The organism is Pseudomonas sp. LTR0 (genome assembly GCF_036630035.1).
GTDB lineage: Bacteria > Pseudomonadota > Gammaproteobacteria > Pseudomonadales > Pseudomonadaceae > Aquipseudomonas > Aquipseudomonas putida_Y.
Map to the genome: position 1 here is coordinate 3,603,777 of NZ_CP123734.1, position 14,343 is coordinate 3,618,119.

Below are 14,343 nucleotides of genomic sequence, written 5' to 3' on the forward strand. Positions count from 1 at the left end.
CGCTACGACACCGAGCGCAGCAGCAAAACGCAGGCCTGGTCAATCAGAAACTTGCTACGCCAGCTAAGCGCCCCTGCACTTCGGATGCGAATCTGGGCTGTGCACCTGATCGTGCCGTCTACCTTCTTGCGAAACACCGCTTGGCCCAACGGGTCATGACCATGCCGGTGGAAACTGTGTTTACCGAGATCAATCCCACCCCGTGCTGACTCGCTGGTGGTGATGATCTCCAAAACAAAACACCCTGCGAAAGCTTAGCCCTCGCAGGGTGTGGGGGTGACCCTTTCAATTAGCCCGGCCTACGCTGAGCTTACGTGCACGCTAAAGCCGGTACTGCATGGATGCGGGCAAATCATCGATCATTTTTTGAAGAAGACCCGACAGCATTGCTGAGGCCTTTAGAATTATGATCGCCTGGCGTCGTTCGAGAGATGGCCGTGGACTTGGCCAAACCGCGAGTGTCCTTGGAGTGAGCGACACCCGAGGTGGTGGTGCCATGACCGTTGTCGCTGTTGCGCGAGCCTCCATAATGATTGCCGCTTACTCCATGATCGCGTGTCGCCTTTCCAGCGTGATCACTTCCAAGGCCCTTCCCGCTTCCACTATGCCCTCCCATGCCACCGCCATGTCCGGCGCCGTTTCCACCACCATGTCCGCCGCCACCGCCATGACCACCGCCACCGCCGCCACCGCCACCGCCGCCCTTGGCATAAGCGGAACTGATAGGGGAGATATCGGCGGGCAAGAATGCCGTCATTCCGAGTGCCAATGCACAAGCAAAGACAGCAACCAAAGGTTTTCTCATTTTTGTTCGGCTCCGGAGACGCGAGTGGATAGCTAAAGTGCAGGTTGGACCTGACACAGACACCAAAGTTCTCGCATTCCGACAGGCTGCCTGGGAAACGCCGATCACGTTTTCCCGAGCGCGTAGTAAGCAAAATCTCGACCGCGCCAGTCCATTTTTCGGCCGATAGCGCAGCGTTCAATAACTATCGGCGCCCAATCAAAAGGTTCGACAGCGCAAACAACGTGGTCAGTTGTGCAGTGTTCTTGGCCAAGCCACGAAAGCGAGTCTTCACATAACCGAACTGGCGCTTGAGCGGACGACTATGTCAGCACAGGTAGTCTGCCCCGTCCTGACGTGTTCGGAGAATCCTCAGCCAACCAAGCAGGGCCGAGCCCGCCAGTGCTAACAGCCCTTGAGGTTCCGCCTTGCTATTGGCGTACCACACCGTCAGGATGGATGCTTCATCAGGCTTAAGGAGAGAGCCGTGTTTCCCATGAGCGTGTGGTTCGCCTATACCGCCGCCTGCGTGCTGTTGGTGCTGGCACCGGGCCCTGACAACTTGTTGGCCATTGGTCGCGGTCTCAGCCAGGGTAAAGTCGCAGCGGCTGTATCCGGCATGGCGTCAGGCGCAGGCATTCTGTTTCACGTTGCAGCCGCTTCGTTAGGCTTGACCCTACTGATGCAAACCTCGGTGCTCGCATTTTGGGTGATCAAGCTCATTGGTGCCGGCTATCTGCTCTGGCTAGGGATCAAGGTTCTGCGCGCTCGTAGCCTGATAAGCTTTCAGCCGGCGTCCAGGCAATCTCTGTCCAGCATTTTTCTGACCGGTCTGCTGTCGGCTGCGCTCAACCCCAAGCCAGGTTTGTTCGTGCTGGCGTTCATTCCCCAATTCGTCGACCCCGCACGCGGGTCGGTCAGTGTGCAGATGATGGTTTACGGCCTGTGGTTCGCTGCACTCACTGCATTGGGGTTTGCCTTGATGGGCATTTTCGCCACGGGGCTGTCTCGCTACCTGTATCGGCGGCCACGGCTGGTGAATGGGCTGAACGTGGGCGCAGGCCTCACCTTCGTCGCGTCTGGCGTTTCGATTGCGGCGTTGAGCCAGAGATAGCAAGCAGGAAAAGGCGGCGGAGCTGCATATGAGCCCCGCACTTCATCACGATGCAGAAGCCTCGTCGGCCAGCTTCGCATGGGTGTTCAGTTCCTCAGAGATGAAGGCCGAAATCATCGCCCGATAGACCTGCTCCACCACCTCAGCCGAGGCACCGGTTTCGTCAGCCATCTCACGAACCTTCTTGATCACTTGCTCGACCCGGGCAGGCGCACGCACATCATCGGTGGTTTTCTTGAAGCCTGCTGCTTGCGTTACGAGCCTTCCACGTTTGGCGAGAAGCGAAACGAGGCTGCGGTCGATTTCATCAATCCGTTGACGGACTTCGTCCAGAGAGGTGCAAGGTACATCCATTTGCTTGACTTCCTTTTCATGAGCCTGCGCTGGATTGAAGCAGGCTGTCGTGGGTGATCGGGTCGTGCAGTGTAGCTGCTATGCCAGGTCTGCTTAACGCGCCTCAGAGGGTGTAACGCCGCAGGGATATTCCAATCCATTTCGAATAACCAACTCACGCCTGCGTGGCGCAGATCGCGAAAATGCAGATCCTCCACACGAACCATCTTTCGCACAGGCTCAAGCAGCCTGCTGGCGGGCGAAGGTTTGGGGCTCTTGGTAGACCAGGACATCCTTTTTCTTGAGGTGGATCTGGACGGGATAGATAAACGTCCAATCGGCCTTTTTCCTTGCTCTGATCGTTGCCATGATTCCCGGTGGTACGAGCATGATTGGCGGAGGCCATTCCGGCTATTTGTCCGGTCTGGGCTATTTCAGGGAGACTCCCGGTGCATCATCCCGGGAGCGTCGATGTTGACCTTGCCCCCTTGGCATAGGCGGTCAGCACTTCTTCACGGGCCGCCATTCGCTTCAGATAACCGGCCACATTGGGCAATGTCTGGATATCCACCTGCAATTGAGCGTGGATGCGCAGCCAGGGATAGATGGCCATGTCGGCAATCGAGTACATCCGAGCAATGAAATCGCGTCCGGCCAAAGCCTTTTCCACTGTGCTGAACAAATGGACGGTTTGTTCCTGATAGCGCGATCTTGCGTACTCGTTGCCTTCGGCCTCTTGATGAATGAAGTGATAGTTCTGCCCGGCCATCGGCCCCAGGCTGCTGATTTGCCAGGCCAGCCAGTGGAGCACCGCATAGCGCTCAGGCCCTACGCACGGTAGGAATCGCAAGTGCTTTTCCGCCAGATATTGAAGGATAGCTCCGGACTCGGGCAGGATCAGCGCCTGATCGTGATCGACCAACAACGGGATCTTTCGGTGGATTGTCAGGCGGGCGAAGTCCGGCTGGTGTTGTTCACCCTGCGCCAGGTTTATCCGACGGATCCGGTAAGGCACGCCAAGCGCCTCTAGCATGATCAGGATCTTGTGACCATTGGCCGTCGGCGCGAAATAAAGTGTGTACATGGATACGGCTCGCAAAAACCAATCAGTGGCGGGAGGGGCAATCGGCGCGGTTGAGCCCGGCCCGTTCCGCCAGGGCTCAGGCAATCGGATAACGCTTGAACAGATCGGTCTGTTCCAGGCGGGCCGCATGGGCATTGATGGCCGGGAAATCGCTGGCCTTGACTACATCGGGCAGCATCAACTGCATGAACGACCAGGCCACCGCACAAGTGACCTCAACCTGGTCTGGGCGCACCCCGTGCGACGCTTGTGCCGCCAATTGTTTGTCCAACTCCGCGCACGCCGCCAGCAACTGCCGGGTGACGCGTTCGACCCAGGGCTGATGAAGCTTTTCCGCCGGTCGAAGATTGTGTTCATAGACGATCTGGACGGTCTTCTCGCATGCCGCCAGCGCCAGCCCCAATGTACTCAAAGCTCTGGCCAGCGCCTGCGGTTGACTTGGCAATAGCTTGCTCCCGGGTGAGCTGAGGGTCTCGAAATAATCGATGATCAGCGTCGAGTCCATCAGTACGGAGCCGTCATCGAGCAGCAGAGTCGGCGCTTTGACCACCGGATTGATCCTCGAAAACTCTTCGAATGTGCTGAACACCGACAGTGGGGCATGTTCGAACTCGATGCCTAGAAGGTCCAGGGATATAGCTACCCGGCGAACGTAAGGTGAATCCAGCATCCCAATGAGTTTCATCGATAGTTTCCTTGATTGATGTTGATCTCTAATGCCGTTGTCTGGCGTTTGAACAGCAGGGGAACGGATACGCCGGGTGCTGCTTCTGTGCCCTGACTGGCTCCAGTTGCAGAAGACCTTCCCCATCAATCAGCGCTAGCCCGACAGACAATTTCACGCGCTCGCCGGGGCCAATCGCGAAGTCGACACCGTCCGCGCTGATCCAATGCTTGCCGCTCACCGCACGCGTGTAGATGTCGTGAGTAAACCGCACCGAAACCCATTGCGCGCTGGTCAATGAAATCTGCAACCACTGGTGGTCTTCACAGTCAGGATTACCCGTTGTCATTTGCCGTGCTCCCCACGCACCGTCTATGGCTCCATTCCTCTTGCCAGTCGAAGACTTTACCGTCACTTACATTAATGAGAGCCTTGCCACTTATAAATCAGTTTTTTTTTCCACTATTTGTAAGAAATACTTACATGTCGAATATTCCTCCTATCACCTGCCTACGCTGCTTCGAATCGGTTGCAAGGCTGGGGAGCGTCACCGCAGCCGCCAAGGAACTGCATGTCACCCATTCGGCCATCAGCCAGCAGATCAAGGTGTTGGAAGAGATGATCGGCGTCACCCTGTTCGTCCGTGAGGGACGGGGTCTGCGGGTCAGTGAGGACGGACGACTGTATGCCTTGCAGATCCGCGAATGCTTGGGCGGAATCGCCGAAGCCACGCGACTGATCAAGACGCAACCCAAGTCAACGGAACTGGTGGTCGCCGTTCTCCCTTCGTTCGGATTCAGCTGGTTGTTGCCCCGCTTGCCACGTTTCCAGCAATTACAGCCGCATATCAGCGTCCGGCTACAGGCCAATCTGGCGCTATCGGACCTGACGCGGGAATCTGTCGACGTAGGGATCCGCATGGGCAAGGGCGACTGGGACGGGGTGGAGCAGCATCTGCTCTTTCATGACGAGACGTTGGTGGTTGCCGCTCCGCACTTCAACGGCGGGGTGCTACCACAGACCCCTGAAGAGATCATCAGCAGCAACATTGTTTTCAACATGGAATCATGGCAACCGTGGTGTCAAGCGGCCGGGCTGGATAGGGAAGTCCCACGCATCGGCCTGTGCAGCAACGACTCCAACCTGGTGCTTCAAGCCGTGCGCTTGGGCCAGGGGATCGCCCTGGAGCGCCGCAGCCTTGTGCACGACGCGATCCAACGAGGGGAGTTGGTGCAACTCTCCCCCGTGATCGCTCCCTATCCCTACCCGTATTGGCTGGTATTACCCAACCGCGAGCGTTCGGAAACAAAGCAGCAGGTGTTCTCAAGTTGGCTGACACATGAGGTCGCTGAATATCTGAACAAACTGGATCATGGCAGCAAAACGGTCCGATGATGGCCGATTGTTGCCCTTGCCAAGGGGCTGCTAACCGACCCGGAGCGGACGGTCATGGCATTGGGTTCGGTGGGGGCCTTAAGGTGTTCGTCATGAGGTTTTTGGTGGTTATCAGACCGAGCGCCGCCCGCGCGGCGCATCGCGAGCTGGCGCTCGCTCCTACGTTTTTTCGGGCCAATTGTTCCTGAGGATTTTGCACGCGAACGTCTTGGCGCATGGCTGGGTATCGCGTCGTACAAACCAGGCGGGTCTGCCGCTTCGTCCTACCCAGCGGCCGGGCTTTCTCGGCTTCCAACAGGTAGCGATCAATCATGGCCTTGATTGCGTGCCATCCACGGTTGGCCCGCTCGATGGCACCATGCTCTGCCAACTCTGTCTCTCGTCGCTTCGCCCAAGCCTGCGCTGCCTGCTTACGGGCGAACGTCTGGGCTTCTTGGTAGACTAGGACACCTTTTTCTTGAGGCGGATCTGGACGGTATAGCTGACCGTTCCATCGGCCTTTTTCCTTGCTCTGATTGTTACCATGATTTCCGGGGGTACAAGCGTGAATGGCGGTGCTACATCACACCACTGTCTCACCAAAAAACCCGAAAAGTGGTACATAAATGCGTAGACCAGAATGCCCCTAGAACTAGCTTCAAAGCCACAAACCACGCGCCCTGAGCCGTCCCGACGCTTCAGCGTTGCACCGATGATGGACTGGACAGACAGACATTGCCGGTTCTTCCTGCGCCTGCTCTCCCGGCAAACCCTGCTCTACACCGAAATGGTCACCACCGGTGCCCTGCTGCACAACGACGCCCACCGTTTCCTGCGCCACGATGCCTCTGAGCACCCGTTGGCCCTGCAACTGGGCGGCAGTGTGCCGGCCGACCTGGCCGCATGTGCGCGCCTGGCTGAAGAAGCGGGCTACGATGAGGTCAACCTCAACGTTGGCTGCCCAAGCGACCGGGTGCAGAACAACATGATCGGCGCGTGCCTGATGGCTCACCCGGCGCTGGTGGCCGACTGCGTGAAGGCCATGCGTGATGCCGTATCGACGCCTGTCACGGTGAAGCACCGCATTGGTATCAACGGCCGTGACAGCTACGCCGAACTGAGCGACTTCGTCGGCCAGGTGCGTGAGGCCGGCTGCCGGAGTTTTACCGTGCATGCACGCATCGCGATTCTGGAAGGGCTGTCGCCGAAAGAGAACCGCGAGATCCCGCCGCTGCGCTATGACATCGCAGCGCAGTTGAAGAGGGACTTCCCGGACCTGGAGATCGTGCTCAACGGCGGGATCAAGACCCTGGACGAATGCCAGGCACACCTTGAAACCTTCGATGGCGTGATGCTGGGGCGCGAGGCGTATCACAACCCTTATCTGCTGGCCGAGGTGGACCAGCAACTGTTTGGCAGCGATGCGCCGGTGGTCAGCCGTAGCGAGGCATTGGCGCAACTGCGGCCTTACATCGTGGCGCATATGGAAAGCGGCGGTGCGATGCACCACGTTACCCGGCATATTCTGGGGCTGGCCCAAGGATTCAAAGGGGCGCGGCGCTTCCGCCAGCTGCTGTCGGCTGACATTCACAAGGCGGCTGAACCCTTGGCGGTGTTTGACCAGGCCGTGGAGTTGTTGCAGGGGCGATGACCTCAGAGGAAGGGAACCTCGGGCTTGCTTGCGACTCGAATCTTCACCTTTCCTACAGCCCTGTGCGGACCAGCGGGTCCGCAGGGTTTCGGCGGCCCTTGAGCGGCTGCCGGGGCTCGGGTAATGTCGAGTAAATGCACAGGACAGAGCACGCCCATGACCTCCAAGCTGGAACAACTCAAGCAGTTCACCACCGTGGTCGCCGACACCGGGGACCTGGACGCCATCACCCGCCTGAAGCCGGTCGATGCCACCACCAACCCGTCGCTGCTGTTAAAGGCTGCTGCCATCCCGGGCTACGCCGACCTGCTGAAACAGGTGAAGGCCGACGCCAAGGGTGATGTCGACCTGGCCTGCGACAAGTTTGCGGTGGCCGTGGGCTCGGGCATTCTCAAGGTCATCCCGGGGCGTATCTCCACCGAGGTGGATGCACGCCTGTCGTTCGATGAGCCAGCGCTGCTGAACAAGGCTCGTCAGCTGATTGCGCTGTACGAGGCGGCCGGAGTGCCAAAAGAGCGTGTGCTGATCAAGCTGGCCTCCACCTGGGAAGGCATTCGCGCCGCCGAGAAGCTGGAGAAAGAAGGCATCCAGACCAACCTGACCCTGCTGTTCTCCTTCGCCCAGGCCCAGGCTTGCGCCGATGCCGGGGTGTTTTTGATTTCGCCGTTCGTGGGCCGTATCTACGACTGGTACAAGAAGAGCACCGGCCAGGAATACGTGGGCGCCGAGGACCCGGGCGTGCAGTCGGTCACGCGCATCTACAACTACTACAAGGCCAATGGTTACAACACCGTGGTCATGGGTGCCAGCTTCCGCAATATCGGCCAGATCGAACAACTGGCCGGCTGCGACCGCCTGACCATCAGCCCCGAGCTGCTGCAGCAGCTCAGTGATGACCAAGGTGAGTTGCCGCAGGTGCTGAAACCGGGCAACGCCGGTGAAGCCAAGCAGCACCTGAACGAAAGCCAGTTCCGCTGGGCGATGAACGAAGACGCCATGGGCACCGAGAAACTGGCCGAAGGTATCCGCCAGTTTGCGCGGGACCAGGAAAAGCTGGAGAAGTTGATGGCTGAAAAGGCCTGATACAGTTCGGGTTTGCCCGACGGGCGGGAAGAGCTCAGTATTTTCCGCCCGTTTTGTTTGCCACGCCTTAGTTGTGTATTGAATTCTCGGGCCTGTTCGCGGGCAAGCCCGCTCCTACACCGATCGAGGTGAGGGCGGGCTTGCCCGCGAACAGGCCGCCATAGCCACCCGAGCTGTCGATGACCTCCCCTAACCCGTTGCCCCTCGTTCTCGCCGGCCCGGTACTGCGCCGCCTGGAACCCCAGCGTCTGGCCGTCTGGCTGGTCACTACCCAACCGCTGCAGCCCGAGTTCGTCTGCCTGGCAAGCGAGGCCCAAGTCGATTGCCAGGTGGTGCCGATTGGCCGGCATGCCTACGTTCACCTGCTGGACATCCAATTCGCCAGCCCCCTGCCCTGCAACCAGCTGCTCGACTACGACCTGCTGATCAACGGCCAGGGTATCGCCGACTGGGCCCCACACCTGCTCTACCCCGGCAACCCACGCCCGAGCCTGGTGCTGCGTGAGCGCCTCGACCACTTGCTGCACGGCTCCTGCCGCAAGCCGCACCACCCTGCGGCCGATGGCCTGCTGTGCGCCGACCGCCTGCTGCAGGCGTGCAAGAGGCCCGAAGACCGCCCCGCCGTGCTATTGATGACGGGCGACCAGGTTTACGCCGACGATGTCGCTGGCCCCATGTTGCGCGCCATTCATAGCCTGATCTCGCGCCTGGGCCTGTTCGACGAGCAACTGGAGGGTGCGGTGGTAGCCGACAGCCAGGCGCTGTACCAGCACCCGGCCAGCTACTACCACCGCGCCGACCTGCTGCCGGCGCTGGAGCGCAACGACACCCTGCGCGAGCGCTTTTTCGGCGGCAAGCGCAAGCCGATCTTCTCGTCCAGCAACGCCGACAACCATCTGGTGACCTTGGCCGAAGTCATGGCCATGTACCTGTTGGTGTGGTCGCCGGTGCCTTGGCAGCTGGTGGACCTGGGCATCCCCAGCGGGCTCAGCGACGAGCATCAAGCCCGATACCGGCATGAGCTGCCGCTGATTCAGGGGTTTGCCGACAATCTAGGTCAGGTGGCACGGGTGATGGCCCACCTGCCCTGCCTGATGATCTTCGACGACCACGACATCACCGACGACTGGAACCTCTCGGCGCAGTGGGAGGAAACGGCCTACGGCCACCCATTTTCGCGAAGGATCATTGGCAACGCCTTGCTCGGCTACCTGCTCTGCCAGGCCTGGGGCAACAACCCGGACGATTGCAATCCGCTGATCAAACAGTGCCAGGTGCTGACCCGCCAGAACCAGGATGAGCTGATTGGCGAGCTGCTGCGCTTCCAGGGTTGGCAGTTCAGCCTGCCTACAGAACCACCACTGCTGGTCCTGGACACCCGTACGCGGCGCTGGCGCAGCGAAAGCAACCTGGCCAAGCCGTCCGGCCTGCTGGACTGGGAAGCGCTGAGTGAATTGCAGCAAGCACTGCTCGATCATCCCTCGGCGGTTATCGTGTCACCTGCGCCGATTTTCGGGGTGAAGCTGATTGAAACGGTGCAGAAGGTGTTCAGCTGGCTGGGCTACCCGCTGCTGGTGGATGCCGAGAACTGGATGGCCCACCGCGGTGCAGCACAGGTCATCCTCAATATCTTCCGCCACTCGCGCACACCGGGGCACTACGTGGTGCTGTCGGGGGATGTGCATTACTCGTTCGTGTATGAGGTGCTGATTCGCCACCGCCAGCGCAGCCCGCACTTGTGGCAGGTGACCAGTAGCGGGATCAAGAACGAGTTCCCTCGGCGTTTGCTGGATGTACTCGACCGGCTCAACCGCTGGTTGTACGCGCCGCGTTCACCACTGAATTGGTTTACCAAGCGCCGGGAGATGGAAGTGGTGCCGCGCACGCCGAACCATAGCAAGGCGGGGGAACGGTTGTGGAATGGTGCGGGGCTGGGACAGGTGTTCTTTGATGAACAGGGGCGGCCGGCGCGGGTGTATCAGCTGGATGCAGGCGGGAATGAAGCGACTGAGTTCGTTGGCAGAAAATAGATAAAGCGAAAAATCGGCTGCCTTTACTGGCCCTTTCGCGGGCAAACCCGCAGATGGGCCGGCACAGGCTATAGATCAGCCCCGCTCCAGCGCATTGACCAGGTCATGGAAGGCTTCGCGGTTGGAGTCATTCAGGCCCATGAGGATCTTGTGCGCCTCCAGCACCTTGGAACGCACCACCTCTTCACTCTGGTCCTGCGACGGCAGGTCGGTCAGGCATTCGGGGCAGGGAATCGGCCGATCGACGATGTTGAACACCTGATCGAAGCCCATCGACTGCAATAACCGTGAAATGTCTGGATTGGTAGTCACCACAGTCGGCAGCAGACCCACCTTCTGCCGCGACAGGATCGACAGCTTTGCCAGAAGGCCCAGCGTGGTGCTGTCGATACTCTCGGTTTCAGTCAGGTCGATGACAATCGCCGAGAAGTTCAGCGCAGTGAAAATCTTCTCGATCGTCGCATCCAGCGCCGAACACAGGGTCAGGCGCACTTCACCAACGAATTTCAGTACGAAGGTACCGCTCTGCTCGGCGAACTGAATTCTACCGGTACTCATTGAAGGTTCCTGCTCAACACCAATAGGGCGATATCATCCGGCATCTCCCCAAGCGTAGCCAATCCAAATCGTTGACGCAGCCCATCCAGACTGCCACCTGCTGCCTTGACGATCTCCGGCAAGGCGGCTTCTTTATCTTTGAGCGTATCACCCGGCAAAAGGTCCAGAATGCCATCGGACATCAGGCTGAGGCTGAACTGCGGGGGCAGTTCCACCACCAGGTCCTGGTAGGTGGCCTCATCGAACAGCCCTACCGGCAGGCCACGGCCTTCCAGGTAGCGGGTGTGCTCGGGGGTGTACAGCACCGGCAGCGGTAGATGGCCGCCAACGGCGTAGGTCAGCAGGCCGGTGTCTTCGTCAATCACCCCGCCCACCATCGTCACATGCTTGCCCAGCTTGCAGTTGATCAACCCACGGTTGATATGGCTAAGCACCTGCGAAGGTTTGAACTCGCGCATCTTGCCGCCACGTTTGAATTCGAACAACAGCCGCGTGGTCATGAACTTCAGCAGGACGGTGACGAACGCTGATGATGCACCGTGCCCGGAAACATCGGCGAGGTAGAAGGCGATACGCCGTTCGTCCACGCGGAAGTAATCGGCAAAGTCACCCGACAGATACAGCGACGGGATGATCTGATGCTCGAAAGCAAACTCGCCGGCTACCCAGGGGCTTTCCGGCAACATGTTCATCTGCACCTGGCGACCGGCGGTCTGGTCCTCCTGCAGCAGGTGCAGGCTGGCCTCCAGTTCGCGGTTGGCGGCTTCGAGCTTGTCGCGGTAGCGCTGGTTTTCCAGCACAAGGCGCGAGCGGTCGAGGGCGCGGCGCACCGAATGCTCGAGTACGGCCAGGTCTTCCAGCGGCTTGATGAGGTAGTCGGCGGCGCCCAGGCGCAACGCTTCCACCGCATCACTCATGACGCCGGCACCGGACACCACGATCACCGGCAACTGCGGCGCACGCTCGCTGACCTGACGGATCAGTTCGAGGCCGCCCATCTGCGGCATGCGCAGATCGCAGATCACGAGGTCGGGCTGGTGTTCTTCGAAGACCTGAAGCCCCTGCTGGCCATTACCGGCCTGGAGGACGCTGAAACCACTGTCTTCAAGGTAGGCGGCGAGGCTAGCACGGACCACGTCGTCGTCATCGATGATCAGCAGCGTTGCACTGGTTTTCTGCATGTGGGCGAACGGCGCCGATTTAGGTTGGTGCAGCGGTGTCGGCAAGGCAGACGGCCAGCTACGGGAATTCTTTATGGTCACACTCTACTTGAGTTGTAGGACAAGAACACCTGCCCGGCAACTGTTCAGAGGTACCTTGTAAGGCGCAGACGGTACTCCCATCCGGCAGGGGTTTCAAGCATGCAGGGGTCGACCTCGCTGCTCTTTACAGGGCAAATCACCGGGAGTTATAAGAAAGTCGACCAGCGCAACCCGACGGGAAGGATGCAGCATGCCTCACACGCCCTCCAGCCACAGCGAGAAACGCGACTTCATTCGTATGCGCATCGACACCGAGATCAGCCTTTTGCACGAAGGCCAGGTGATTGCGGCGGTGTGCCTGGACCTGTCCAGCGGCGGCATGCAGGTACAGGCGCCGCAGCATTTTTTGGTGGGTGATCGCATAGAGGTGCGGATCGACTCCGACCATCCGGCACTGAAGGGATTGCACGCCAGCACCGAAGTGGTGTGGATTGCCGACCAGCCGGGCGGGCAGCAGAAGTTCGGGCTGCGGATTCTGGCCATGCATTGAACAAGGGGCCGCATTGCGGCCCCAGGTTCACAGATCAGAAGTCGTCTTCGACCTCGCCATCCTTCACCTTGAACTCGCGGTTCTGCAGGTAGGCGTTACGAATGAAGATGTACTTGTCACCCTGAATCAGCTTTTCGGCCGAGAGCAGGCTGGCGCGGGTGTCGATCACGTCCAGCGCGAAGATCGAGTTGCGCGTAGGCACGTGGTCGATGTAGCGATAGGGTTTGGTGTAGGTGTCCGGATACTTGGCCACGCCGTCACGCACGGTGCTTGGGCCCAGCAGCGGGATGACCACATACGGCCCGCTCGGCACACCCCAGTAGCCCAAGGTCTGGCCAAAGTCTTCGTCATTGCGCTGCAGGCCCATCTTGGTACCCACATCGAAGAAGCCACCCAGGCCGAAGGTGGTGTTGACGATCAACCGCGCCGTATCCACGCCTGCCGCATGCGGCTTGAGCTGCAGCAAGTCGTTGGCCAGGTTGGTCACGTCACCCAGGTTGCGAAAGATGTTGTGGATGCCATCTTCGAGGAACTGTGGAGTGACCGCCTGGTAGCCCTTGGCCAATGGTTTGAGGGCATAGGTGTCGAGGGTATCGTTGAAGCGGAAGATCGGGCGGTTGACCGCTTCCCAGGGATCTTCCTCGGTGGCGGCCTGAGTGGCAGCCACGGGCGCCAGCAGCATGCTGGCGCAGACACAGGCCTGGGTGACTCGTTCGATCACACTGGCACCGATCCTACGCATAGGTGTTTCTCCATCGAATTTCTCGGCCGCAAGCGCAACAGTTCGCGCTGCTATCAAGGCGGCAGTATAGAGACTTGCGGGCTGATAAACAGCCTTACACATTTTTGCTCAATATTTTGTGAACAACTGTTGCACAGAGGCCGTTGTCACAGGACGGTAACAATCAACGCATAGCCTTCGAACCATTTGGGGGAAGTTGCCATGGACACTGCGCCCGCCTTCACTGCTGTACTGTTCGGCTTGCGCGGCTGCCTGGTGCAGGCCGCCAATGGCGCTCCCTCACCCGCCCCCGGCGCCCTGGCCACCCTTGCCAGCCTGCGTCAGCGCCAAGTGCCGTGCATCTGGCTGGATGACCTCAATACCACGCAAAGCGAGCACCTGGCCCATGTACTACCCGACTGGCTGCCAGGGCATTCAGTCAATGGTGTGCACTGGCCAGCGCCAAACGCTTGCTGGCAGGCACTGATGGCGCTGGATAGCGAACGCCTGGATGGCTGCGTATTGGTCAGCGGCGACCCACGCCTGCTGCAGTCTGGCCTTAACGCCGGCCTGTGGACGGTAGGCCTGGCCGCCTGCAGCCCGCTATGCGACCGCACTTCTGCGCAATGGCAAGCCATGAGCCCGCAAGAGCAGGACCTGGCGCGCAGCAAGGCGACGCTGGCGCTGTTCAGCCTTGGCGTGCACTCGGTGATCGACCATCTGGAAGCGCTGGACACCTGCCTGCAGGACATCGCCCAGCGCCGACGCAAGGGTGAAAAACCCTGATACAGCACCCTTGACGCGGATCATGCAAATCGGCAGCAGGTAGATTACCCTGAAGGCAGGCCAGAACCTTTGCCACGTCGCCGAGGTCCATGGCTTGCCAAGCCATTGATGGAGAATAGCCAATGCCTGCCCGCGAATTGCAAGAGCGCCTGAACAGCTTGCGCGAGCAACTGGACCGCAACGTACCGCTTTCGGAAGAAGAGCTGGCCGCCCTGCACGAAGAGGCGCGCCAGATCGAGGCGCAACTGAAACTTGAGGAAGCCACGCCAGACAACAACCTGGTGGACGGCGTGAACCTTGCGATCGAACGCTTCGAGGCCGACCACCCCGACCTCACAGCCACCCTGCGCAGCATAGCCAACTCGCTGCACAGCATGGGGATCTGAAATAGCGGGGGGCCGCAAAGCGG

General features: G+C 59.8%; 16 protein-coding genes and 3 pseudogenes. 8 read left to right on the forward strand and 11 right to left on the reverse strand.

Annotated elements, in window-relative coordinates; all coding sequences use genetic code 11:
• Positions 1 to 352: 352 nt before the first annotated feature.
• Both QCL51_RS16630 and QCL51_RS16635 read right to left on the reverse strand, forming a co-directional pair.
• On the reverse strand, positions 353 to 805 hold the full coding sequence (locus QCL51_RS16630; protein WP_338443770.1) for a hypothetical protein: 453 nt from the start codon (positions 803 to 805) through the stop codon (positions 353 to 355).
• 184 nt (positions 806 to 989) lie between these two features.
• Positions 990 to 1,106, reverse strand: a pseudogene (locus QCL51_RS16635) (IS5/IS1182 family transposase); the annotation flags it as partial.
• 165 nt (positions 1,107 to 1,271) lie between these two features.
• On the opposite strand from QCL51_RS16635, the gene QCL51_RS16640 reads away from it, so the two are divergent.
• Positions 1,272 to 1,898, forward strand: coding sequence for a LysE family translocator (locus QCL51_RS16640; protein ID WP_181005108.1), 627 nt, complete (start codon positions 1,272 to 1,274; stop codon positions 1,896 to 1,898).
• Between the two features lie 45 nt (positions 1,899 to 1,943).
• Here the strand turns inward: QCL51_RS16640 and QCL51_RS16645 are convergent, their stop codons facing one another.
• The 5 genes and pseudogenes from QCL51_RS16645 to QCL51_RS16665 all read right to left on the reverse strand — a co-directional run bounded on the left by QCL51_RS16645 (position 1,944) and on the right by QCL51_RS16665 (position 4,328).
• Entirely contained in the window at positions 1,944 to 2,252 is a 309-nt protein-coding gene (locus QCL51_RS16645) for a chorismate mutase (protein ID WP_103462723.1), read from the reverse strand.
• Positions 2,253 to 2,474: 222 nt separating this feature from the next.
• A pseudogene (locus tag QCL51_RS16650) lies at positions 2,475 to 2,600 on the reverse strand (site-specific integrase); the annotation flags it as partial.
• A gap of 85 nt (positions 2,601 to 2,685) precedes the next feature.
• Positions 2,686 to 3,315 (reverse strand): glutathione S-transferase N-terminal domain-containing protein, encoded by a 630-nt coding sequence (locus tag QCL51_RS16655; protein WP_103469269.1) that lies wholly within the window; start codon positions 3,313 to 3,315, stop codon positions 2,686 to 2,688.
• Between the two features lie 76 nt (positions 3,316 to 3,391).
• Positions 3,392 to 4,000 carry a glutathione S-transferase gene (locus tag QCL51_RS16660; protein WP_021785393.1) on the reverse strand — a complete coding sequence of 203 codons (609 nt, stop codon included), beginning with the start codon at positions 3,998 to 4,000 and terminating at the stop codon, positions 3,392 to 3,394.
• A 28-nt stretch (positions 4,001 to 4,028) separates the two neighbouring features.
• Entirely contained in the window at positions 4,029 to 4,328 is a 300-nt protein-coding gene (locus tag QCL51_RS16665; protein ID WP_028697575.1) for a hypothetical protein, read from the reverse strand.
• Between the two features lie 134 nt (positions 4,329 to 4,462).
• Between QCL51_RS16665 and QCL51_RS16670 the strand changes: the two genes are divergently transcribed.
• The gene (locus QCL51_RS16670; protein ID WP_028697574.1) at positions 4,463 to 5,374 is read left to right on the forward strand and encodes a LysR substrate-binding domain-containing protein; all 912 of its coding nucleotides are present in this window, start codon (positions 4,463 to 4,465) and stop codon (positions 5,372 to 5,374) included.
• Between the two features lie 247 nt (positions 5,375 to 5,621).
• Here the strand turns inward: QCL51_RS16670 and QCL51_RS16675 are convergent.
• Positions 5,622 to 5,899 (reverse strand): annotated as a pseudogene (locus QCL51_RS16675) (site-specific integrase); the annotation flags it as partial.
• 94 nt (positions 5,900 to 5,993) lie between these two features.
• Here QCL51_RS16675 and dusA point away from each other — a divergent pair.
• The 3 genes from dusA (at position 5,994) to QCL51_RS16690 (ending at position 10,117) form a co-directional block, all read left to right on the forward strand.
• Entirely contained in the window at positions 5,994 to 7,004 is a 1,011-nt protein-coding gene (gene dusA / locus QCL51_RS16680) for a tRNA dihydrouridine(20/20a) synthase DusA (protein ID WP_028697573.1), read from the forward strand.
• 156 nt (positions 7,005 to 7,160) lie between these two features.
• Positions 7,161 to 8,087 (forward strand): transaldolase, encoded by a 927-nt coding sequence (tal, locus tag QCL51_RS16685; RefSeq protein ID WP_021785403.1) that lies wholly within the window; start codon positions 7,161 to 7,163, stop codon positions 8,085 to 8,087.
• A 179-nt stretch (positions 8,088 to 8,266) separates the two neighbouring features.
• Positions 8,267 to 10,117 carry an alkaline phosphatase D family protein gene (locus QCL51_RS16690; RefSeq protein WP_103469271.1) on the forward strand — a complete coding sequence of 617 codons (1,851 nt, stop codon included), beginning with the start codon at positions 8,267 to 8,269 and terminating at the stop codon, positions 10,115 to 10,117.
• Positions 10,118 to 10,192: 75 nt separating this feature from the next.
• Here QCL51_RS16690 and rssC read toward each other — a convergent pair whose 3' ends face one another.
• Positions 10,193 to 10,675 carry an anti-sigma factor antagonist RssC gene (gene rssC, locus QCL51_RS16695; protein ID WP_021785405.1) on the reverse strand — a complete coding sequence of 161 codons (483 nt, stop codon included), beginning with the start codon at positions 10,673 to 10,675 and terminating at the stop codon, positions 10,193 to 10,195.
• Positions 10,672 to 11,856, reverse strand: coding sequence for a two-component system response regulator RssB (rssB, locus tag QCL51_RS16700; RefSeq protein ID WP_021785406.1), 1,185 nt, complete (start codon positions 11,854 to 11,856; stop codon positions 10,672 to 10,674). The genes rssC and rssB overlap by 4 nt, the downstream gene beginning before the upstream one ends.
• A 271-nt stretch (positions 11,857 to 12,127) precedes the next feature.
• On the opposite strand from rssB, the gene QCL51_RS16705 reads away from it, so the two are divergent.
• The gene (locus QCL51_RS16705) at positions 12,128 to 12,427 is read left to right on the forward strand and encodes a PilZ domain-containing protein (protein ID WP_021785407.1); all 300 of its coding nucleotides are present in this window, start codon (positions 12,128 to 12,130) and stop codon (positions 12,425 to 12,427) included.
• Positions 12,428 to 12,461: 34 nt separating this feature from the next.
• Here the strand turns inward: QCL51_RS16705 and QCL51_RS16710 are convergent, their stop codons facing one another.
• Positions 12,462 to 13,169 (reverse strand): VacJ family lipoprotein, encoded by a 708-nt coding sequence (locus tag QCL51_RS16710; protein ID WP_021785408.1) that lies wholly within the window; start codon positions 13,167 to 13,169, stop codon positions 12,462 to 12,464.
• Between the two features lie 201 nt (positions 13,170 to 13,370).
• Between QCL51_RS16710 and QCL51_RS16715 the strand changes: the two genes are divergently transcribed.
• Complete coding sequence (locus QCL51_RS16715; RefSeq protein WP_053870451.1) at positions 13,371 to 13,934, forward strand: hypothetical protein; 564 nt, start codon at positions 13,371 to 13,373, stop codon at positions 13,932 to 13,934.
• A 122-nt stretch (positions 13,935 to 14,056) separates the two neighbouring features.
• Positions 14,057 to 14,320, forward strand: a complete 264-nt coding sequence (locus QCL51_RS16720) for a DUF4404 family protein (RefSeq protein ID WP_003248815.1) — start codon at positions 14,057 to 14,059, stop codon at positions 14,318 to 14,320.
• Positions 14,321 to 14,343 lie beyond the last annotated feature (23 nt).